Below are 22,118 nucleotides of genomic sequence, written 5' to 3'. Positions count from 1 at the left end.
CTTAAATCTTGTTACCAATGGGAAAGCCGGTCGAAACTTTTCGTACCGGCATTTCCTTGCTTGGAATAATCCAGCCATCGCGAATGGCGACCCGTATTTCATCACCCTCTTTCAACTGCGCGGGATCTCGAACTTCAAAATGAAGATGAAGCTCCGGTCGGGCCAACGGTGCGGCTTCAATCCTCGATCCGCCGCCCCGATAGACAGAACGTTTAACCCGCACGGGAATTCCCCCGCTTTCAACCAGCTCCAGATCATCAGCGCGAATGCAAATGCGCGCATTGGCTCTTGGCATTTCCGTGCCCGAACAGCGGATCTGCGCCCGACTACCAAGAACTAGCGCCTCACAACGCCCCCGCTCTGCAAAAGAAAGTACTTCCGCAGGCAGCACCATGCCATGCGCAATAAACGAAGCGACCATTTCACTCGCTGGCTCTTGATAGAGCTTGCGTGGCGTATCAAATTGCTGAAGCTTACCATGATCAAGAACCGCAATACGATCGGCCAAAGCCATCGCCTCTGCCTGATCATGGGTAATATAAATAATCGTGGTTCCTGTGCGTTTGTGAAAAGAGGAAAATTCAAATTCCATAGATGCACGCAAATGCACATCCAAATTAGCCAATGGCTCATCAAACAGCACCAGCGATGGCGCCGCAACCAAACAGCGTGCCAGCGCAACGCGTTGACGTTGTCCGCCCGAAAGATTTGCCGGGCGCCTTTCGCCAAACCCTGCAAGATCAACCAGCTCCAGCGCTTCCGTGATCCGGCGCTCCCGCTCTGCTTTTGCCACTTTAGCAACCCGCAGGCTGTAGCCAATATTTTCAGCAACCGTCATATGCGGCCAAAGGGCATAATTTTGAAAGACGATACCCACCTGGCGTTTTTCAGGTGGCACACTGCCGCCCAAGTGGGAAACCCGCGTCTCCCCAATATGTATTTCGCCGCCATCCACCTCTTCAAAGCCTGCGATCATTCGCAAAAGCGTGGTTTTTCCGCATCCGGAAGGGCCGAGAATTGCTACAAACTCGCCGTCTTTGACATCGAGCGACACTTCAGACAAAGCCTGAAATCCGTTGAAGCTCTTGGAAACACTCTCAATATTCAGTCTCGCCATGGAATAACCCCATTGGGCAAACGCCGCGCAAATAGATTTGTGGCAAGCATCAGCATAAATGTCACTGCAACGACCAACACCGAAATAGCTGCGGCATAGGCGGAATCTCCGCCCTGTTCGAATGAAAACATTACTACGCCCAGCGTTTCAGAACCAGACGACCATAGAAGCGCTGAAACCGTGAGTTCACAGAAAGCCGTCATGAAAATCAAGACCCCTCCCGCAAGTGTCGCCGGAGCCACAAGCGGGAATATGACGGTACGAAGCCGATAAAAAAGCCCAGCCCCCGCAATTCGCGCAGCCTCTTCCATGCCCCGGTCAATCTGATGCAGCCCCGAAATGGTCGGCCGCAATGCCAGCACAAAAAACCGGGCCAAATATGCGAAAAGGATAATCCATATTGTATTATAAAGGCTTATATCGACCACTGGCAAAGGTTTGAGAAACATCAAAAGGCAGGCAATAGCCAGCACGACCCCCGGCAAAGCATATGGCATTTCCGCCGCAAAATTGAGAACCGGTGTCCAGCGGTTTTTTCTCCACGCAATCATATATCCCAATGGAACCGCAAGCAGGACCGCAAAAAGAGCAGCAGCAAGTGACAAAGCAATACTGTTGCTAAATGCTCTCGCCGATGCCCCATGCGCGAACATGACGAAGCGGAAATTGTCGAGCGTCATCGTTGAAAAGTTCAACGGCACACCATAGGCAGGCACCAGCGCTGACAGCGTAAGACCGATAATTGGCAACACCAATACAATGAGGATTAAAAACCACGCTGCGATTTCCGTGATCAGCCGCCACCGGCCCAATCGGAATGGCGCAACCGCAAGCGAAGTGGCCGTGATGCGAAAGTCGCGTCGGCGAGCAATAAAATCCTGAGCAACTATTCCCGCAACAGCGATCAGCCCAATAAGAACGGACAGCACGGCAACGCTTGACAACACCGCCGGTCCGCCACCTGCGAGGCGCTGATAAATGAGCGTTGGCAAAACGAGGTAATTGGCTGGAATCCCCAGAAAAGCCGGAATACCAAAATTCCCCACACAAGATACAAAGGCCAAAGCCGCCGCTCCAATAATGGATGGCGTCATCAATGGCAGGATTATAGTAAACAACACAGTCCATTTGCTGGCACCCGCACTCAACCCCGCCTCTACAAGTTCACGAGGTAATTTGCGCAGTCCGGCCCGCACGATCAGAAAAACCAGAGGACCGTATTGTACACCCAGCAAAAAAATAATGCCCCAGACCGAATAAAGCGGATTTTGGCTGCCAAGCGGCGGGGCCAAATCTAGGATCTTCAGAAATTGGCTCGAAGGACCGAACAATTGAAGCCAAGCCAATGCTGTCACCTGTGGCGCAATCATTAGCGGCACCACATAGAAAAGAACAAAGAGATTACGGCTGCGCATATCGGTAAGCCCGACCAGCAATGCGGCAACAATCCCGAAAATGAGCGCCAGTAAAGTGCCGCCCAACCCGATTTGGATTGAATGCCACGTCGCAATCCATGTCGAGCCACTAGCCAATGTCTCAAACAAAACTGATGCGGATGGCGTGCCTTGCGGAGCCACCAGCTCAGCCAGCAGCCGCAGCATCGGCAAAAGCGACAACGCGGCAACAATAACGCTAACGCTAACAATCAGGGCCGCATCACGACCCTGAACATCTCGAAATATGCGCATAGAAACGCCTTGCATCATCCGCCAAAAAGTTCGGAAAACTGCTTCTTATGGGCGTCGGTTTCTAGCAATATTTTTTGCGTGTCAATCGGCATGATTTTGATTTCGGTTCCTTCTGGCAACCAATCGGGACGGCCCACGCCCGCTTTTGCTGGCAAATAGCCCTGTTTTAATGCCAGCTTTTGCCCTTCATCGGAAAGAATAAAGTCGACGAATTTCTTCGCAGCTTCAACATTTTTCGCAGTTGCCATGATCGCCACCGGCTCGGTGACCGCTGGAACCCCTTCCTGCGGGAATACGAATTCAATCGGTGAACCCTTGGCCTTGGCATTCAGCGCCATGAAATCCACGAGGATGCCATATGGCTTTTCACCGCTCGCAACCGATTTCAGCACCGCACCATTGCCTTTAACACTTGCCAGATCATTGTCTTTGAGCTTTTCAAAATAATTCCATCCAAGCTCGGGATTGAGTGTAAAGCCGCTTAGCAAATAGGCAGCGGCCCCCGAATAAAGAGGGCTTGGCATCACCACCTGCCCCTTATACTCGGCGGAAGCCAAATCGGACCAATGTTCAGGCTTTTGTGAAGCTGCCGAATTATAAGCAATACCGGTCGTGATTAGTTTTGAGCCAAAATAGGTCTTGTCTGCATCATAGCTGTCGGTCGCAAAACCTTCCACGTCGGCTTGCGGATAGGCAAGCAATCGCTCATCCTTCTTCAACCCTTCCATCGTAACCGCATCAGCAATCAGCAAAACGTCTGGCTGTGGCGCGCCAGCTGCAAATTCAGCCGCAAGCTTGGCAAGAAGATCACTGGTACCAGAGCGAAAAATCTGTACTTCCGTATCAGGATTTTCCTTGCGAAAAGCCTCCACCGTCATCGTCGCATCGGCTTCCGGCTGGGATGTATAGAGCATCAATGTGTCCGCCTGAGCAACCGCGACCGACAAAGCCAACAGCGCAGGAATAGCGCCAGCTCTCGCGAGCATCTTTTTCATGGGATTTACTCCTCGGATATTTAGGTCATTACGCGCGGCGTATTCAGCGCCACCAGAATGGCTTTGCTGCATGCTAACCGAAATTTTGCAGATGCTGTCATATCGAGAAGCACGATCATTCCTGTTCATATCCCACCTGTCAAACATCTCTGTTCAACTCCGCTTCGAAATTGAGCACGCCGTTTCGAACGGCCTTAGCGTCATTTTGAGAAATGTCAGAGAAACAAAATGCCCTTCCGACAGTTTCATTCTGCGGAAAGGCATTGTTCATAAGGTCCGCCTGCCGCATCTCCTAGAGCATTAAGGAGATGCTGTCATCCTACCGGACTTCGACTTCAGTTATATGACAAGGCAATATATCAAATAATCATTTCGCCTACATGCGCGATTTGCGCACCAGCTTCATAATAGGCTTCACGCAGGCTGCGGAAGCTTTGCTCTTTCGGGTCTGTTACCGGCAATGGCAGATCGGCCTCAGTGATCTCACCTGAAACGAGCTGTGCCAAAAACTTACCGAACACCGTTCCCGGTGCGATACCGCGTCCGTTATAGCCCGAGAAACCAACGACATTACGGCCCAAACGGTGATATTTGGGCAGGCTGTCATTGGTCATGCCAATTTTGCCATACCACTCAGTTTCAAATTCCACATCACCGATCTGAGGATAGATGCGTTTAAGCGCTTTTTTAGCCCAGGCGCGGTGAACCGCAACACCAGTATTGCGCAACGCACCCACGCTACCAAACACCAGTCGCCCTTGCTGATCAAACCGATAAGAAGACAAAACTTCCTTAGTATCCCAAACACCTTGGCGTTCTGGCAGGATGGTTTTTTTCAAACTGTCCGAAAGCGGCTTTGTCGCCATATTGAAATAAGGCAGATGAACCAGTTCCGCGCGCACCTCTGCCCATGGCGCTTTTGTATAAGCATTGGTCGCTACAATGACCCAATCCGCCCGGACTGAGCCTTGAGCTGTGCGAACCACCCATTTGCCATTTTCCTCCGCCGCGCTGGTAACGGGACTACGGGTAAAAACCTGAGCACCAGCGGCGATGGCCGCATGCCCTAATCCGCGTACATAAGCGAGCGGCTGTATTGTCCCGGCGCGCAAATCTAAAAGTGAGCTGGCATAGGCTTTAGTGCCTAATTTGGATTCAGTTTCCTGCGCATCCAACAGTTCCACATTGGCGCCACGCCGCGCCCATTGCTCATACCGTTCTTCAAGCTCCTTCATGCCTTTCTTGCCAACGGCACAGTGAAGTGTGCCCTGCTTTTCCACTTCACAAGCAATTTTGTGTTTTTCGATAAGGTCGAAAACCAGTTTCGGAGCATTGCCAAGCACGTCAAGCAGCCGATCACCATATTTCTGGCCTAGAACGCCCGGCAAATCATCCGGCATAACCCACATACCGGCATTGACCAGACCAACATTGCGGCCCGAACCGCCAAAGCCGATCTCCACGCCTTCCAAAACAACGGCTTTCACGCCTTTTTCCGCCAAATGGAGCGCCGCCGACAGGCCGGTAAAGCCGCCGCCCACAATGACGACATCTGCTGTTACATCGCCTTGCAGCGCGGTGGTTTTCGGCGCAGCTGGTGCGGTCTTTTCCCAAAGACCATGAGAACGCGGATCATTTAACATTCTTGGCAATCGCTTTATCGTTATTCGCACAGTGCCGATCGTGTCGGCATCATCTATTTCACGCTCCATTCCCAGATTGGACAGCAATAATTCAGCAACGGTTCATTCCCCTTTGGAATGAACTAGACTAAAATAATCCGTATTGCCCACCTGACTGGAAATCCATTGACGAAACTCCTGCGTCAAAGGATTCTCCAGTTTTCCTTCCGGAACAACGAGATAATAATCATTTTCTGTGCGCATTGGTTTTTCGAATAATAGAACCAGCTTGCCGCTCTGCAATTCCTGCTCAATCAGATAGAGAGGCAAAAGCGCAAAGCCGAGCCCAGCTACAGCCGCGCTGATCACCATCGAAAATTGTTCAAACCGATGGCCTCGATAGGCGGATTTGCCTTCGAGCCCACAACTTTCAAACCATTGTGCCCACATTTTCGGGCGTGTCGCCAAATGAAGAAGCGGCTGGTCTTCTAGTTCTTCCGGCATGGCTGGTTGTTGTGCTTTAAGCAAGTTCGGACTTGCTACCGGAACAATCACTTCGCTACATAAAAAAGAACAAGTCGCGTGAGCCCAAATCGGCTGACCATAATGAATTGCAAGGTCAAACGGCTGTTCTTCAAAGTCAAACACGCCAGAACGCGATGCAATATTAAGGGCGATACCGGGGTGTTTATCGAGAAAATCCGAGATGCGCGGCATCAGCCAGCGTGCACCAAAAGTCGGCAAGGTTGCAATGCTAAATGAGGATGTTGCCTGCGCTGAAGCCATGGCGCGCAACATTGTATCTTCAGTTTGGTTCAGAAGCCGCCGAACCTCCGGCAAGAATTTCCGCCCGGCATCTGACAAAAGTATACGCTGGCGAATGCGCTCAAAAAGCAGCACGCCGAGCTGGTTTTCCAAATCCTTGATTTGTCTACTAACCGCGCTCTGCGTCAGATTGAGTTCATGCGCGGCTTGCGTAAAACTGCCATGACGCGCCGCGCACTCAAAAGCCTGTAGCGTGGCAATATCAGGTATCAGTCTCCTACTTAGCCTCATTCCATTCTCGCATTAACATAGTTGAGTTCGTTGCGATCATAACCGCAAAACGACTGGTATGATACATTTCCATCATAACCAGGCATGTTCCTCCCAAGACAGGCCTTTTCCCCAAGATGAAACAAGGTGCTACGGAAGCTTTTGCCATGAACGAGCATAAATTCGTTTCCCCCGACACAATTCGCGCTGCTTTCTCCGCGGCCATGTCTGCCATGTACAAACAGGAAGTGCCTGCTTATGGCACGTTGATGGAGCTTGTTGCGGACGTAAACGCAAAGGTTCTGACAACCGATACGCTTTTGCATGAGCGTCTTAACGAAACCGATTCGCTTGAACGTATTTCAGAAGAGCGCCATGGTGCGATTCGTTTAGGCACCGCAGCCGAGCTGGCCATGATGCGCCGCGTCTTTGCTGTCATGGGTATGTTTCCGGTTGGCTATTATGATCTAAGCGCCGCTGGCGTCCCGGTTCATTCCACCGCATTTCGTCCCATTGACGACGCTGCTCTTAAAATCAATCCTTTCCGCGTGTTTACTTCACTTCTGCGGCTTGATCTTATCGCCGATGAAAACCTGCGCAAGGAAGCAGAAGAAACTCTAGCAAAACGTAATATTTTCACTCCCGGCGCGATTGCTCTCGTCGAAAAAGCCGAAACCCAAGGCGGTCTTAGCGAGGAAGAAGCAAAGTCTTTTGTTGCGGAAGTCTTGGAAACTTTCCGTTGGCATGATCGTGCCAATGTTAGCAAAGACTTGTATCAGCGCCTGCATGATGCGCATCGGCTGATTGCAGATGTTGTTTCTTTCAAGGGTCCGCATATCAACCACCTTACCCCGCGTACGCTCGACATTGACGCCGTACAGGCCCAGATGCCGGAACGCGGCATCAATCCAAAGGCTGTTGTCGAAGGCCCTCCAACCCGCAATTGTCCGATTCTTCTCCGTCAGACTTCTTTCAAAGCTTTGGAAGAAGAAGTCTCGTTTGTCGGCGCTGATGGTCAATGGACTACCGGTTCGCACACAGCCCGTTTTGGTGAAATCGAACAGCGCGGCATTGCGGTTACGCCTAAAGGCCGTGCGCTCTACGACAAGTTGCTTAATGAAACCCGCGCCATTGTGCGGCCTGCTCCGGACGGCTCGAACGCTGCCGAATATGTTAAAGTATTAAGCGAAACCTTTTCCGCCTTCCCTGACACATGGGAAGAGATCCGCAAACAAGGTCTCGGCTATTTTGCCTATTCGGTTAAAGATGCCGCCGTGCTTGCACGTTTTAAACCCGGCACCGACATTGAAACCTTGGTGGAAGCAGGCGCGGTGTATTTTGACCCAATCATCTATGAGGATTTCTTGCCGGTCAGCGCAGCAGGCATATTCCAGTCCAATCTTGGCGACGACGATACGCAGGAATTTGTCGAAAGCCCTAACCAAAAACGCTTCGAAGAAGAATTGGGTACTAAAGTGCTGAATGAATTTGAGCATTATGCCCGTATCGAACGCGAATCAATTGAAGCCGTACAGCTCCGCCTCAGCGGTCTTGAAGCGGCGGAATAAGACTATAAGCAGAGAGGAAAAACATGAACACTGCTGTTAAAAAAATCGACGTGAAGAAGGAAGCCGCAGAGCTTCTAACCAAACTCGGCGTCGATCCTTCCGCCTATACGGGCGGCGATTTGGCTGGTTTCAGCCCTATTTCTGGCGAGCAGATCGCAGCCATTAAAACGCATAGCAAAGAAGATGCCGAAAAGATCATCGCCAAGGCCGATGAGGCCTTCCGTGCGTGGCGTGTGGTCCCGGCTCCGCGCCGGGGCGAATTGATTCGCCTGCTTGGCGAAGAGCTGCGCGCTTCCAAAGAAGATCTTGGCCGCCTCGTTTCTCTTGAAGCAGGCAAGATCCCTTCAGAGGGTCTTGGCGAAGTTCAGGAAATGATCGACATTTGCGATTTCGCCGTTGGTCTGTCCCGTCAGCTTTACGGCCTCACTATTGCAACCGAACGTCCAGGCCACCGTATGATGGAAACTTGGCACCCATTGGGTGTTGTGGGCGTAATCTCCGCCTTCAACTTTCCGGTTGCTGTTTGGTCATGGAATGCCGCTCTCGCAATCGTTTGCGGTGACACGGTTGTCTGGAAACCGTCTGAAAAAACCCTTCTGACCGCACTTGCCTGCGATGCCATTTTCAAGCGTGCGCTCAAGCGCTTCGGCAATGATGCTCCCGAAGGCGTATCAATGCTGCTGCTTGGCGATCGCGAAATCGGCGAAGTGTTGGTCGACAGTCCGAAGGTTCCGCTGGTTTCTGCAACCGGCTCAACTCGTATGGGCCGCGAAGTGGGACCACGTCTAGCAAAACGTTTTGCCCGCGCGATCCTCGAATTGGGCGGCAACAATGGCGGTATCGTATGCCCATCTGCGGACCTCGATATGGCACTGCGCGCAATTGCATTTGGCGCCATGGGAACCGCGGGCCAGCGCTGCACTACGCTGCGTCGTCTGTTCGTTCATGAATCTGTCTATGACGCTTTGGTTCCACGTCTTCAGAAAGCCTATGCGAGCGTTTCGGTCGGCTCCCCGCTTGAAACCAGCGCTCTGGTTGGTCCATTGATCGACAAGGCCGCTTATGAAAACATGCAGAATGCACTGAAAGAAGCCGCTGCTCACGGCGGTAAAGTTCAGGGCGGCGAACGCGTCGATGTAGGCTATGAAAACGCCTATTATGTGCGCCCTGCAATTGTGGAAATGCCAAAACAGGAAGGCCCTGTTCTCGAAGAAACCTTCGCACCGATCCTGTATGTGATGAAATATTCCGATTTCGACGAAGTTCTCGAACAGCATAATGCAGTCGGCGCTGGTCTTTCTTCCTCGATTTTCACCCTTAATCTCCAAGAAGCCGAGCGCTTCCTGTCGGTTGAAGGCTCTGATTGCGGTATTGCCAATGTCAATATTGGTACGTCGGGTGCTGAAATCGGTGGTGCATTCGGCGGCGAAAAAGAAACCGGCGGTGGTCGTGAGTCGGGTTCGGATGCATGGAAGGGCTATATGCGCCGCGCAACCAACACCATCAACTATTCGAAAGCACTCCCACTTGCACAGGGTGTCTCTTTCGATATCGACTGATTGATCCCGGTATCAATCCCCGAAAACCCCGCCCTGGCACCCTGCCAATGGCGGGGTTTTTATTCCACCCTTATGTCTGGAAGCTGCTTTTCACCTTAAAAAAATCGCGCCAGAAAAGCTCTGGCGCGATTTGAAGATAGGGATAAATCAGGCCCAGCTCAGCCCATGCGTTCAGACGCGTAAGACCCCGGGGACGCCGGAAACACAACTGTGCGGTTTCCATTGAGGAATGAACGGTGATGGATATGTGCATGCACTGCCCGAGCCAAAACCTGAGCCTCAACATCACGACCGAGCGAAACATAATCGGCCGCGCTTTGTGCGTGGGTAATGCGCGCTACATCCTGTTCAATAATCGGGCCTTCATCGAGGTCTGCCGTAACGTAATGTGCGGTTGCGCCGATCAGTTTCACGCCACGCTCGTAAGCCTGCTTATAGGGATTTGCACCCTTAAAAGACGGCAGAAATGAGTGATGAATATTGATGATACGGCCTGGCATTTTTTGACAAAGCTGATCTGAAAGCACTTGCATATAACGCGCAAGAACGATCAATTCCGTACCAGTGCTGTTGACTATTTCCATTAGCCGCTCTTCGGCTTCTGGCTTGTTCGCCTTCGTCACAGCAATATGATGAAACGGTATATCGTGATTGACGACAACTTTCTGATAATCGAAATGGTTGGACACTACCCCAACGATATCAATCGGCAATGCGCCAATTTTCCAGCGATAAAGCAGATCATTAAGACAATGACCAAAGCGTGAAACCATCAGCAAGGTTTTGGTGCGGTGTGCGCTATCGTGAAAATCAAAATTCATTTCAAAAGGGGCAGCGACAGAAGCAAACCCTTCGCGCAACGTATCAAGCCCAACCCCTTCTTCGGAAATGAAACTAACGCGCATGAAAAAACGGCCCGTATCCAGATCGTCAAACTGGGCACTATCGACAATGTTACAACCTTTCCCCGCCAGATAACCGGAAATCGCGGCAACGATTCCGCGTGTGGACTTGCAGGTGACGGTCAGTACAAAGTTATGCATCAGACTTCCTCTATTTCACGGCACAACCACTCTGCGCTTTCTACTGCATGATGCAGCGTCGACTATGCCAGAATGCGTAATGCACGGACCTTCTTGCGCTATCAAGTCTGATTGAGCAATATCGTATGGATTATACAGGCCCGAGCCGAGAACGTTTGGGATGTGTTCTCAGAGCGCATATGGATTGCGGCGGCATTGATTGTCGTTTTACATCGTTAGGCTCAATTCTGCACCTGTGCTTGCGTATTGTCGCGAGAGCTCATCTGCGTCTCTGGCTCCTTGATCCGGAACCAGGCCACATAAAGAGCAGGCAGAAACAATAGCGTAATGGCAGTACCCGCAATGATCCCACCAATCATAGCGTAGGCCATAGGCCCCCAGAAAACCTCCCGCGCGATTGGGATAAGTGCGAGGCTAGCCGCTGCCGCTGTCAAAGCGATGGGCCTCATGCGGTGTTGGCTGGCAAGAACGACTGCATCCCAAGGATGCATGCCTTCCTGAATATAATCTTCGATCTGAACAATCAAAATAACGGAATTTCGAATGAGTATTCCGGTCAGCGCTAACACGCCCAATAGGGCCACAAATCCAAGTGGTTTCCCGCTTATGAGCAAAGCCAAAACCACACCGATCAACCCAAGCGGTGCGACAGCAACCACCAGAAAAAGCCGTTGGAAACTCTGCAATTGCAACATCAAAATCGTTGTCATGACAAACAGCATCAACGGTAAGACAGAAATGATCGGACCCTGACTTTTATTACTTTCTTCCACCGTGCCCGCAGTTTTTATCTCATAACCAGCGGGCAATTGCTTGGAAAAAGCTTCGATCGAAGGCTTGAGTTCATTTGCAATGGTCGCAGGCATCGAATGGTCCAAAATTCCCGCGCCCACAGTAATCGTTGGAACCCGAGAGCGACGATAAATCACCGGCTGTTCTAATTCGTAGCTGAAATTCGCAATCGCCGCCAAAGGAACTGAAGTTCCCTTACCTGTCCCGATTTGCAGGCTTTGCAGGGTTTCAATGGAATCACGTTCATGCTTCTGCGCCCGCACTACCACGTCGATCAGATAAATTCCGTCACGAACCTGCGTGATTGGAATACCGCCCACGATTCCATTCAGCGTGGTGGCAATATCCTTCGATGATATTCCAAGCTTTCGCGCCTTATCCTGCATGACATTGACACGAATGACCCTACCCGGTTCATTCCAATTATAGCTGACCACGCCAAGACGAGGATCCGCACTGATAATCCCTGCCAAATCCTGCGCATAATTGCGCAATTGCTGAACATCCGGGCCGGCAATTCGATATTGTACCGGTCGCCCGACTGGAGGCCCCAGCTCCAGATATTTCATATAAACATCGGTTCCGACATAATCTTTGCGGAAAATCGTCTCAAATTCGGCTTTCAATTGATCGCGAGAGGCAACATTTTTCGCAACCACAACCATTTGTCCGAAAAACGGATTTGCAGGCTGCACATCAAATGACAAAACAAACCGAACAGCACCCTGGCCGATATAGGAACTCCAATGCTCCACATGAGGATTGCCTTTGAGCACGGTCTCTTCAAAACGCTCCATCTGAGCGCGGGTTTCGGCGATGGAGCTGTTTTGCGGCAGGTTCCAATCAATGATCAATTCTGGTCGATCTGACTGCGGAAAGAACTGTTGTTCGACGAGGCCTACACCAAAGACAGAGGCAGCAAAAAGCACCACTGTGGTAATGATCGTTGTCCATCTGTACCGCATCGCCATCAGCAAACTTTTGGTAAAAGCGGTAAAAAATCGGCTCGTTTTCTCCGAATAATGTCTCATCTTCCGTGGCAGGAATGTTACACCGAGCAATGGCGCAAACAGCACCGCCACAACCCAGGAAACAATCAGCGAAACAGCGATAACGACAAAAAGTGTGAAAGTATATTCACCCGCCTGGCTCGAATTAAGCCCAATAGGAATGAACCCTGCGATCGTCACCAACGTGCCGGTTAGCATCGGAAATGCAGTATGGGTATAGACGTAAGTAGCGGCTTTTGTGAGTGGATCGCCCCGCTCAAGCCGCGCTACCATCATTTCCACTGCTATCATCGCATCATCGACGAGCAGCCCCAGAGAGATAATCAAAGCCCCCAAAGAAACGCGCTGAAGAGAAATATCCATCAACGACATCGCCAAAAACGTAATTGCAAGGACCAGAGGGATCGAGAGTGAAACCACAAAACCCGCGCGCATTCCCAAGCTGATGAAGCTTACAGCAAGCACAATCGCGACTGCTTCAAACAGCGCCTGCATAAAGCCGGACACCGCTTTCTGGACCACCTCAGGCTGATCGGCGACTTTGAATACATCAATACCGATGGGCAATTCGGATGCTTCTTGTTGCATCCGCTTGTCGAGTTCTCGGCCGAAATCAAGCAGATTGCCATTCGGCTTCATACCAATACCAAGACCGATTGCATCCTGCCCATTGACGCGGAAAATACTGGTCGGCGGATCAACATAACCGCGCGAAATAGTAGCAACATCGGCCAAGCGGAAGTAGCGGTCATTGATGCGCAGATTAACCGATTCCAGATCAGCTTCTGAAAAGAACTCGCCGCTTACCCGAATACTTATCCGTTCAGGCCCGGCCTGCATCACGCCAGAGGGCGTAATCGCATTCTGATCTTGAAGTGCTTTTAAGATCGCTTGTTGATCAAGCCCAAGCGCTGCCACCTGGCGGGTTGAAAATTCAAGATAGATAACTTCATCTTGTGCGCCAATTAGCTCGACCCTGCCCGCGCTTGGGATCGTCAAAATTCGTGTCCGAACCTTTTCCGCGTAATCGCGAAGCGTGCGCATAGGCAGGCCATCGGAAGTAAAGGCGTAAATATTACCAAAAACATCGCCAAACTTGTCGTTGAAATATGGCCCGTAAACACCTTCCGGCAATTGTGGGGTGATATCGCTAAGCATATGCCGCACTTCGGTCCAGGCTTCAATTACCTGATCCTTGCGAACACTGTCCTTCAAGAAAACAAAGACCGTAGCTCGGCCAGCAGTGGTTACGCTTCGCGTGAAATCTAGATCAGTCAGCTCCTCAAGCTTTTTTTCGATCCGGTCTGTAACCTGATTGACCGTTTCGTCTATCGATGCCCCCGGCCAATTGGCTTGCACCACCATGGTTTTGACGGTGAAGTCAGGATCTTCCGCACGGCCAAGACCGAGATAGGAAACCGCACCGGCAACCAGAAAAACCAGCATGAAATACCAGACCAGCGAACGATGATGTAATGCCCAGTCCGACAGATTAAACGCCTTTTTCACTGGGCAATTCCTTTCGCATCCAGTCGGACTTTTTGCCCTTCCTTCAGGCTGTTTACACCGGCTGTCACAACATAGATTCCGACATTCACATCACCCGCCACGAAGCTGTTGCCTCTCCGCTCGATCACCTCAATCTCTTTGAGGCTAACTTTTTGGGTTTGCGGGTCTATCACCCAGATTGCCGTCTTACCATCCCGTTCCAATAACGCCGTCATTGGTAGCAGAAAATACTGTCTTTCCGCGACATCCAGCGTCGCTGTAATGGTTGCGCCCAATCTGAAGTCTTCTGGCGGATTATCAAGCGCAATGCGAATACGCCGCGTTCGTGTTTGCGCGTCTGCCTGAGGCGCCACTTCACGCACTTTGCCTTGACCTGAAACACTTGGATCAGCCTGCAATGTGACATTAAACAGCGTGCCGACCACCAGATACTCGATCAAACTATCAGGAATATCGACAACCGCTTCCCGAATATCAGGCCGTGCAATGGTCACGACCGGTTGTCCCGCCGCTACAATCTGCCCCACCTCAGCGCTCGTGGATGAAACCACACCATCATATTCTGAGCTTAAAACGGCATAGCTGCTTTGGTCTTTTGCCTTCCGCAATCCCGCCTGAGCTTTCTGAAGATTGGCGCGCGCACTCTCACATGCTTGGCGTGCCTCTTCATAGCGAGCTTGCGAGATATTTTTACCCTCAAGCAATTTACGCTGCCGCTTCTCACTAGCAGCAGCATTTGCATATTGTGCTTCAGCGCTTGCCAGTTGAGCTTTCGCCGATTGCACTGCAAGCTCAAGCGCCGAAGCATCAAGTAAAGCGACAGTATCGCCTTTCTTTACAAGATCCCCGACATCGACCGGTCTGGAAATAATGCGCCCCAATACGCGAAAGGCCAGCTCCGTCGAATAGCGCGGTTCAATCGCCCCTGCAAAATCCGCGTGTCTTTCCGGCACGGATTCCACAATCTGAAACAATACAGGCCGGACTGGTTCGATCTGGGAAGTGGCCTCGTCATCACCACACGCGCTTAGAGGCAACAACGCCACCATCATCGTCAAACCGGACCAAAATGAGCGGGTCGGCTTCATTGGATGGTGGCCTTTCCTAACACTTCCAGCACCTCCGTCGGTTCGCCGACACGTAGCATTTGCGCGCCGCGAACCACGATAAGCTCACCCTCCCCAATCCCTGAAGCAATAATCGCTCTTTCATTTTCATAAGCGAGAACTCTTATCGGTACCAAGGTGACCACATGGGTATCTTTTGCCACCCTCCACACTGCGGGATTTCCCGAATCTGAGGTGATTGCGCTCCAGGGTACGATCACGACATTTTGCTGATCCATGCGGATCGTGCCTTTGACAGTTGCGCCAAGAGCCATGCGCTGAGGCGTCTGCTGAAGCCCGACTTTCATGCGCACAGTTCCCGTTTGCTCATCCACCACCGGAGATATTTCTCTGATCCTCCCCTCGGTCGTGATGGTTTCGTCTGAAACTAATGCCACTGCCACTTCCATACCAAAACGGGCATGGCTGACCAGCATTTCGTGAACATCGAAAATCGCATCACGCGGGCCATCCACTGCAATCGAAAAAGCGGTTTGAGCTGCTTGCACCACTTGTCCGATCTCAATATTACGCGCGGTCACGATTCCGGTGACGGGCGCATGAAGTTCCGTATAGGAAAATTCATCACGCGCAATAGCAAGGGCGCTTTGCGCGGTCGAAAGTTCACTTTGGGCGGTGCGCAAAAGCTGCTGCGCCTGATCATATTGACTGCGCGTCGTAAAACCTTGCTTTAAAAGAATTTCTTGACGCTTAAAGTTCGCCTCCACCTGAACCAACTTAGCCCGGGCCGCATCTTCAGAGGCCTGCGCAACTTTTAAATTGGCCGCCTGTTCCACATCATCAATTTGAGCAAGCAATTGCCCTTTTTGGACATGTTCGCCCACTTCCACGAAGCGAGCCACCACCTGGCCGTTGATTCGAAATGACGTATTGACATGAGAGCGAGCTGCGATCGAACCAGAAAGTGTTAGTTTAGGCTGATAAACTTCCAACTTGCTCTCAATAACCGCCACCGGTGCTACATCCAGTGAGCTTGCGTGGCCCAGACCGCATACACCAAGGGCAAATGCAGCGCTTAGCACGATTTTGCCCACGTTTTGCCAAAGAGCAGAATACGAGCTATCGCATTTTGACATGATTCTCTCCAGGCGTTTTACGGGAGAACGCAACCGAACCGTGTGCACAAAAGAACTGTCCTTAAATATTAAATTACGGCCCTCTATACAGCCGATAGAAGTATTTTGCATCTGCACAGGGCGGATAAAACGCATTAAAAGCCGAAATTATCAAAGAGTTTAACGCCATTAGGACTAAGTGAATAATGGACCCGCTGCGTTCTTGTTTCACGACGCTCGATTATAATAAACCCTTCATCCTGACCAAGAATCGAAACTTCCCGCAAAACAAGTGCGTGCGCCACCCCCAACAGACGCGCAAAACTACGGCTGTCGCTGGCTATGCCCAGTTGTAGCGCTGCAATAATCCCTGCGCCCAATCGGGAAATCCTGTCACTTCCCTTTTCGATGCGATCAACAAAAGCTAAAAATTCGGCTTCACTCATCAGGCAGCATCGGCGTTGAGCGGCCTGAAGAAAACAATCACCGATTTCGATGTTGGTGTGTAGCTTTCATCGCCGGCACTGCCGAGCGGTACGAGAACATTCATCTCTGGATAATAACCCGCCACGCAGCCCCGCGGAATATCATAGGGAACGAAACGGAAATTATGGGCGATCCGCTCAACTCCGTCGTCAAATTCGCTGACAATATCGGCTCTATCACCCGCTTCCACACCAATTTCGGCCATATCAGCAGGATTCATAAACACAACCTGCCGCTCACCATAAACCCCACGGTAGCGGTCATCCATCCCATAGATGGTTGTGTTATACTGATCGTGGCTTCGGAAGGTTTGCAAGACAAAGCGCCCCGGCTTTCCACGAGCCTGTTGATGCTCAATCAGTTCAGGCATCGGCCCGGTCCAAAAAGTGGCTTTACCTGCAGGCGTGGCCCATTCCAGCTCGCGTGCACTGTTGCGCAGATGGAAGCCTCGGGGCACGCGCACACGGGCGTTAAAATCATAAAAATCAGGCAAGACTCGAGCAATATGATCTCGGATCAAATCATAATTATCAGCAAGAGCCAGCCAATCGACGGGCTTTGGCCCCAAAGTCGCATTGGCCATACCTGCAACAATAGCGATTTCAGAGCGCAAATGTGGCGATGCTGGCTGATTGATCCCACCAGAGCCGTGAACCATGCTCATGGAATCTTCGACCGTCACGATTTGTGCAACACCCTTGGAGTTGAGATCAATCTCCGTCCGCCCCAGACAGGGAAGGATGAACGAATCCTGCCCCGGCACAAGATGTGAATGATTTAACTTTGTCGCAATGTGTACTGTCAGCCGCTGCCCAGAAAGAGCCTTGGAAATCAACGGGCTATCTGGCGTCGCACGCGCAAAGTTTCCGCCCAGACCTATGAAGGCTTGAGCTGAACCGTCCAGCATCGCGCCGATCGCACCCAGCACATTATGCCCTGGCTCTCGCGGAACTTTGAAACCAAATTCTTTTTCCAGCGCATCAAGAAACGCAACCGGCGGACGTTCATTGATCCCGACAGTACGATCACCCTGCACATTCGAATGTCCGCGCACAGGGCAAAGACCCGCACCTGGTCGGCCGATATTTCCACGCAATAGCATGAAATTTGTAATTTCGCGGATCATAATGACCGAATGGCGATGCTGGGTGATTCCCATAGCCCAAGTGCAAATAACCCGCCGTGATGACATATAGATCTGCGCTGCCCGCTCCAACGCGCCGCGTGTAAGCCCCGACTGATCTTCAATCTCATCCCAACTCGTCTGATCCACCGCCTGCCGGTAAGCTTCAAATTCCGCCGTGTGGTCTGCCAGAAACTCCCGATCAAGCACCGAAGGCTTTCCTTCAGCAAGCGCTTTATCATCGGCGGCAAAGACCGCCTTTGACATGCCTCGGAATGCGGCTAGATCTCCTCCTAATCGCGGCTGAAAATATTCACTGGCAATAGCTTCACTGCCCCCCTGCAACATTTCCAGCTTGTTCTGCGGATCAGCAAAACGCTCTAACCCACGCTCACGAACAGGGTTAAAAACTACAATATGCGCACCCCGCTCTGCGGCCCGGCGCAAATCTCCCAGCATACGCGGATGATTGGTTCCCGGATTCTGCCCGACAACAAATATCGCATCCGCCTGCTCAAAATCTTCAAGCAGCACAGTGCCCTTACCAATACCGATTGATTGTTTCAGCGCCACGCCGCTGGCTTCGTGACACATATTAGAGCAATCGGGGAAATTGTTGGTTCCATAGGCACGCACGAATAGCTGATATAAAAACGCAGCCTCGTTAGATGCCCGACCCGATGTGTAAAACTCGGCCCTGTGAGGGCTGTCAAAACTTTTCAGAATGTCTCCGATCGTTTTGAACGCATCGTCCCACTCAACCGCTTCATACTTATCTGTCGCTGAATTATAGCGTAATGGGTGGGTCAACCGGCCCGTATGTTCCAGATCGTAATCGCTCCAAGAGCGTAATTCGGAGACCGTATGTTTGAGGAAAAAATCCGGAGTGGTGCGGCGTTCAGTGGCCTCCCATGCCACTGCCTTAACTCCATTCTCGCAAAACTCAAATGATGAGCCATGTTCGGGATCGCCCCAGGCACAACCCGGGCAGTCAAAACCATCCGGCTGATTGACTTTTAGAAGAGTGCGTACACCGGTCAACGGCGCTCCGCTTGAGAGCAACTGCTTGCCAGAGCTCTTTAGCGCGCCCCATCCGCCCGCGGCGCTGGAACGCTTGCCAATAAAACTGACCTTGGAACCCTTGCCCATCACATTCACCCTCACCCGCGATACCAGCCCTGCGGCCGATTTTCTCTCAGAACCACGGTCATTTTCTGTTGAGAACAGTCATTCCGACCAACAACCTAGCATAGGCACAATTGCGATCACCTTCAATTATATGCGCCAATATTATTGATGGATCATTATGGCACTTGATTTCGTCTTCGCGATCCGCCATGCGAATGGTAAAGAAAACTTACCACAAGGGGTCACGATGCCCGCAATACTCGAAATCGCCGATTTGAAACGGCTGGCACAGCGCCGCGTACCGAAAATGTTTTTCGACTATGCAGACTCAGGCGCTTGGACTGAATCGACCTATCGTTCAAACGAAGAGGATTTCAAGAACATCAAGCTTCGCCAGCGTGTGCTAGTCGATATGGCCAATCGTTCGCTAGCTTCCACCATGATTGGTGAAGACGTCGCCATGCCTGTGGCGCTAGCGCCCACCGGCATGACGGGTATGCAGCACGCCGATGGAGAAATGCTGGCCGCTCAAGCCGCAGAAGCTTTCGGTGTCCCCTTCACTTTATCCACAATGAGCATCTGCTCCATCGAAGATGTGGCTGCTGTGACCAAAAAGCCGTTCTGGTTCCAGCTTTATGTGATGAAAGACCGTGATTTCGTAAAAAACCTCATTGAACGAGCGAAAAATGCCGGCTGCTCCGCGCTTGTTTTGACACTTGATCTTCAAATCCTTGGTCAACGCCACAAGGATTTGCGCAATGGCCTTTCTGCACCGCCAAAATTCACTCCAAAACATATTTGGCAAATGGCGACGCGCCCTGCTTGGTGCACGGGCATGCTCAAGACCTCGCGACGCACTTTCCGCAATATTGCTGGTCATGCAAAAAATGTCACCGATCTATCCTCCCTCTCTTCTTGGACTGCCGAACAATTCGATCCGCAGTTAAGCTGGGAAGATGTTGAATGGATCAAGGAACAATGGGGCGGAAAGCTTATTCTCAAAGGCATTCTTGATGTGGAAGATGCCAAAATGGCAGCGAAATCAGGTGCAGACGCAATCATCGTTTCAAACCATGGCGGACGTCAACTTGATGGCGCACCATCATCCATTTCCATGCTCAAACCGATTGTTGATGCCGTAGGCGATAAGCTTGAAATTCATCTTGATGGCGGCATTCGCTCAGGTCAAGACGTGCTGAAAGCGCGCGCCTTGGGCGCACAAGGTGTCTATATAGGTCGCCCATTCCTCTATGGTCTGGGCGCTATGGGCAAAGAAGGGGTAACATTGGCTCTCGAGATCATTCGCCGCGAGCTGGATACCACCATGGCCCTATGCGGAAAACGTAATATTAATGAGGTTGATCAATCGATCATTCATTCTTGCGATCTATAATTTATCCTTTCAAAACCCGGTCCCTGACCGGGTTTTCAACTTCGAGTGGCTGGGGCCTTCGAGAGCAAGACAGTGCGAATGGCGAAACTAGAATGAATCCGCGCCACCCCCGGTAAACGCGATAAAATCTCCTTATGAATGATCTCATAAGAAGCTGCATTTTCCGCCTCAACCCGCAAAATATAATCGGCATCCCCGGTCATCAAATAGCACTCCTGAACCTCCGGATGTCTACGCACTGCTTCTTCAAAGCGATTGAGAAATTCTTCTGTCTGGCGATCCAGCGTGATGCGTACGATTGCCACCAGCTTTTCATCGCCATCAGACGAACCGACAATCGCTGTATAGCCCTGAATAACTCCGCTTTCCTCCAGTATCTGAACTCGCCGCAGACAGGCCGATTGAGAAAGTCCTACCTCAACAGCCAGCCGACTATTGGTCATGCGCCCGTCCCGACGCAGGCAGCGAATAATATTGCGGTCAATACTGTCGAGCGCTATCATGACAATTAATTCGATCCTAAAGCTAAAACATGCGTCTTTTAAGCAAAAAATCGCATAATCTGCGACAAATAGCAAAAACATTCGAATAGTCTTCGACTATCATAAAACCAGGCGCTTACTCATAGATCAAAAACGTGACGAGGCTTATGGGAGGAACGGAACTGCTCAAATTCCACCGTCCCTAAATTTTGAAGCAGTGGAATGGTTGAGATGTCGATACATTTTTCGCAGACGAAACGTGACTTGAGCGCGGGCGGCGTTCTAACGATTGATCTCACTGCTCTGCGTCATAATTACCAGGTAATTTCGAAGCGCATTGCTCCAACCCGTGCAGCGGCTGTGGTTAAAGCCGACGCTTATGGCTTGGGTGCGGATCGCATAGCGCCAGCCTTTTATGAAGTCGGGTGCCGGGATTTTTTCGTCGCTCATCTTGCCGAAGCTTTCGACCTACGCCCCTTTTTAAATCCGGACGCAATGATCTATATTTTGAACGGGCTTCAGCCGGGCACCGAAGCTGCCTGCGCGGCAGAAAACCTCATACCCGTTCTTAATTCCTTGGAGCAGCTTGAAAACTGGGCCAATCTCGCCCAGTCACTCAATCGCAAATTGCCTGCTCTGTTGCAGATCGACACTGGCATGTCACGCCTCGGCCTTTCCGCCCAAGAGGTTGATCAACTCATCGATAATATCGACCTGCTGGCCCCCATCGACGTAAAATTCATTATTAGCCATTTGGCCAGTGGCGATGAACCAGAAAACCCAGCCAATGCCTTACAGCTTGATGCATTGCACAAAGCTCTAGCGCGCCTGCCGAAATTTCCGATTGCATTTTCGAATTCTGGCGGCTGTTTCCTCGAAAAATCTTATTATTTCGATCTCGCCCGGCCGGGCATCGTACTCTATGGCGTTGGCCCTGCTGCCAGCGATCACTCCATCCGCCCGGTGGTATCGCTTCAAGCCCGTGTCATTCAAGTGCGAACGGTCGAGCAAGGCTCGCCAATTGGTTATGGTGGAACCTACATTGCGCCACGTCGAATGCAGATTGCGACCATCGCTGTGGGCTATGCAGATGGCTGGTTCCGTTCCTTGAGCAATAAAGGCTCCGCATTTTTCAATGCTACACGCCTTCCAATCGTGGGGCGCGTCTCCATGGATTCGATCACTTTGGATGTCTCGGACCTGCCTGAAGGAACGCTAAAACTTGGCAGCCTTGTCGAACTCATTGGCCCGAACCAACGAATTGAAGATGTGGCGCGCGATTGCAACACAATTCCCTATGAAATTCTAACAGCGCTCGGTGATCGTTATGCTCGCATATATTGCGACAACGCTGCCGAAGCCCAACAAACATAATCAGAGGGCAAG

16 protein-coding genes are annotated in these 22,118 nt (G+C 51.3%); 4 read left to right on the top strand and 12 right to left on the bottom strand.

All coding sequences use genetic code 11. The features are described from left to right. Position 1: 1 nt before the first annotated feature. The 5 genes from C7374_RS10290 to C7374_RS10270 form a co-directional block, all read right to left on the bottom strand. A complete protein-coding gene (locus tag C7374_RS10290) occupies positions 2–1,117 on the bottom strand; it encodes an ABC transporter ATP-binding protein (RefSeq protein ID WP_111575535.1) in 1,116 nt (371 codons plus the stop codon). Further along, positions 1,105–2,805, bottom strand: a complete 1,701-nt coding sequence (locus C7374_RS10285; RefSeq protein ID WP_111575553.1) for an ABC transporter permease — start codon at positions 2,803–2,805, stop codon at positions 1,105–1,107. Before C7374_RS10285 ends, C7374_RS10290 begins: the two co-directional genes overlap by 13 nt. Before the next feature lie 14 nt (positions 2,806–2,819). Then, a complete protein-coding gene (locus C7374_RS10280; RefSeq protein WP_111575534.1) occupies positions 2,820–3,800 on the bottom strand; it encodes an ABC transporter substrate-binding protein in 981 nt (326 codons plus the stop codon). Between the two features lie 359 nt (positions 3,801–4,159). Continuing rightward, complete coding sequence (locus tag C7374_RS10275) at positions 4,160–5,443, bottom strand: NAD(P)/FAD-dependent oxidoreductase (RefSeq protein ID WP_111575552.1); 1,284 nt, start codon at positions 5,441–5,443, stop codon at positions 4,160–4,162. A gap of 102 nt (positions 5,444–5,545) precedes the next feature. After that, entirely contained in the window at positions 5,546–6,478 is a 933-nt protein-coding gene (locus C7374_RS10270; protein WP_111575533.1) for a LysR family transcriptional regulator, read from the bottom strand. Between the two features lie 146 nt (positions 6,479–6,624). Here C7374_RS10270 and hglS point away from each other — a divergent pair, with 146 nt between their 5' ends. After that, positions 6,625–8,025 (top strand): 2-oxoadipate dioxygenase/decarboxylase HglS, encoded by a 1,401-nt coding sequence (gene hglS / locus C7374_RS10265; protein WP_111575551.1) that lies wholly within the window; start codon positions 6,625–6,627, stop codon positions 8,023–8,025. 23 nt (positions 8,026–8,048) lie between these two features. After that, positions 8,049–9,584, top strand: coding sequence for an L-piperidine-6-carboxylate dehydrogenase (gene amaB, locus C7374_RS10260; RefSeq protein ID WP_111575532.1), 1,536 nt, complete (start codon positions 8,049–8,051; stop codon positions 9,582–9,584). Positions 9,585–9,742: 158 nt separating this feature from the next. Here the strand turns inward: amaB and purU are convergent, their stop codons facing one another. The 6 genes from purU to C7374_RS10230 all read right to left on the bottom strand — a co-directional run bounded on the left by purU (position 9,743) and on the right by C7374_RS10230 (position 18,878). Continuing rightward, positions 9,743–10,627 carry a formyltetrahydrofolate deformylase gene (purU, locus tag C7374_RS10255; protein ID WP_111575531.1) on the bottom strand — a complete coding sequence of 295 codons (885 nt, stop codon included), beginning with the start codon at positions 10,625–10,627 and terminating at the stop codon, positions 9,743–9,745. A gap of 221 nt (positions 10,628–10,848) precedes the next feature. Continuing rightward, positions 10,849–13,938: an efflux RND transporter permease subunit gene (locus C7374_RS10250; protein ID WP_111575530.1), complete on the bottom strand. Its 3,090-nt coding sequence runs from the start codon at positions 13,936–13,938 to the stop codon at positions 10,849–10,851. Beyond that, the gene (locus C7374_RS10245) at positions 13,935–15,026 is read right to left on the bottom strand and encodes an efflux RND transporter periplasmic adaptor subunit (RefSeq protein WP_111575529.1); all 1,092 of its coding nucleotides are present in this window, start codon (positions 15,024–15,026) and stop codon (positions 13,935–13,937) included. The genes C7374_RS10250 and C7374_RS10245 overlap by 4 nt, the downstream gene beginning before the upstream one ends. Next, positions 15,023–16,141 (bottom strand): efflux RND transporter periplasmic adaptor subunit, encoded by a 1,119-nt coding sequence (locus C7374_RS10240; protein ID WP_111575528.1) that lies wholly within the window; start codon positions 16,139–16,141, stop codon positions 15,023–15,025. The genes C7374_RS10245 and C7374_RS10240 overlap by 4 nt, the downstream gene beginning before the upstream one ends. A gap of 134 nt (positions 16,142–16,275) precedes the next feature. After that, a complete protein-coding gene (locus C7374_RS10235; protein WP_111575527.1) occupies positions 16,276–16,566 on the bottom strand; it encodes a hypothetical protein in 291 nt (96 codons plus the stop codon). Next, positions 16,566–18,878, bottom strand: a complete 2,313-nt coding sequence (locus tag C7374_RS10230) for an FdhF/YdeP family oxidoreductase (protein ID WP_111575526.1) — start codon at positions 18,876–18,878, stop codon at positions 16,566–16,568. The genes C7374_RS10235 and C7374_RS10230 overlap by 1 nt, the downstream gene beginning before the upstream one ends. 226 nt (positions 18,879–19,104) lie before the next feature. On the opposite strand from C7374_RS10230, the gene C7374_RS10225 reads away from it, so the two are divergent. Then, the gene (locus tag C7374_RS10225; RefSeq protein ID WP_111575550.1) at positions 19,105–20,250 is read left to right on the top strand and encodes an alpha-hydroxy acid oxidase; all 1,146 of its coding nucleotides are present in this window, start codon (positions 19,105–19,107) and stop codon (positions 20,248–20,250) included. 35 nt (positions 20,251–20,285) lie between these two features. Here the strand turns inward: C7374_RS10225 and C7374_RS10220 are convergent, their stop codons facing one another. Further along, on the bottom strand, positions 20,286–20,753 hold the full coding sequence (locus C7374_RS10220; RefSeq protein ID WP_111575549.1) for an Lrp/AsnC family transcriptional regulator: 468 nt from the start codon (positions 20,751–20,753) through the stop codon (positions 20,286–20,288). 201 nt (positions 20,754–20,954) lie between these two features. On the opposite strand from C7374_RS10220, the gene alr reads away from it, so the two are divergent. Next, positions 20,955–22,106, top strand: a complete 1,152-nt coding sequence (gene alr / locus C7374_RS10215) for an alanine racemase (protein WP_111575525.1) — start codon at positions 20,955–20,957, stop codon at positions 22,104–22,106. Positions 22,107–22,118: the final 12 nt, after the last annotated feature.

Origin of the sequence: Falsochrobactrum ovis (genome assembly GCF_003259955.1) — a bacterium.
GTDB lineage: Bacteria > Pseudomonadota > Alphaproteobacteria > Rhizobiales > Rhizobiaceae > Brucella > Brucella ovis_A.
The sequence above is the reverse complement of the archived record's forward strand: the minus strand, read 5'-3'. Positions and strand labels throughout refer to the sequence as shown.

Bases quoted from the DNA above. Each gene is read 5' to 3' on its own strand.
- purU (WP_111575531.1), bottom strand. From the start codon at position 10,627: ATGCATAACTTTGTACTGACCGTCACCTGCAAGTCCACACGCGGAATC.
- C7374_RS10225 (WP_111575550.1), top strand. From the start codon at position 19,105: ATGCCCGCAATACTCGAAATCGCCGATTTGAAACGGCTGGCACAGCGC.
- C7374_RS10280 (WP_111575534.1), bottom strand. From the start codon at position 3,800: ATGAAAAAGATGCTCGCGAGAGCTGGCGCTATTCCTGCGCTGTTGGCT.
- C7374_RS10275 (WP_111575552.1), bottom strand. From the start codon at position 5,443: ATGTTAAATGATCCGCGTTCTCATGGTCTTTGGGAAAAGACCGCACCA.
- C7374_RS10290 (WP_111575535.1), bottom strand. From the start codon at position 1,117: ATGGCGAGACTGAATATTGAGAGTGTTTCCAAGAGCTTCAACGGATTT.
- C7374_RS10270 (WP_111575533.1), bottom strand. From the start codon at position 6,478: ATGAGGCTAAGTAGGAGACTGATACCTGATATTGCCACGCTACAGGCT.
- alr (WP_111575525.1), top strand. From the start codon at position 20,955: ATGGTTGAGATGTCGATACATTTTTCGCAGACGAAACGTGACTTGAGC.
- C7374_RS10230 (WP_111575526.1), bottom strand. From the start codon at position 18,878: ATGGGCAAGGGTTCCAAGGTCAGTTTTATTGGCAAGCGTTCCAGCGCC.
- C7374_RS10240 (WP_111575528.1), bottom strand. From the start codon at position 16,141: ATGTCAAAATGCGATAGCTCGTATTCTGCTCTTTGGCAAAACGTGGGC.
- amaB (WP_111575532.1), top strand. From the start codon at position 8,049: ATGAACACTGCTGTTAAAAAAATCGACGTGAAGAAGGAAGCCGCAGAG.
- C7374_RS10235 (WP_111575527.1), bottom strand. From the start codon at position 16,566: ATGAGTGAAGCCGAATTTTTAGCTTTTGTTGATCGCATCGAAAAGGGA.
- hglS (WP_111575551.1), top strand. From the start codon at position 6,625: ATGAACGAGCATAAATTCGTTTCCCCCGACACAATTCGCGCTGCTTTC.
- C7374_RS10245 (WP_111575529.1), bottom strand. From the start codon at position 15,026: ATGAAGCCGACCCGCTCATTTTGGTCCGGTTTGACGATGATGGTGGCG.
- C7374_RS10285 (WP_111575553.1), bottom strand. From the start codon at position 2,805: ATGCGCATATTTCGAGATGTTCAGGGTCGTGATGCGGCCCTGATTGTT.
- C7374_RS10220 (WP_111575549.1), bottom strand. From the start codon at position 20,753: ATGATAGCGCTCGACAGTATTGACCGCAATATTATTCGCTGCCTGCGT.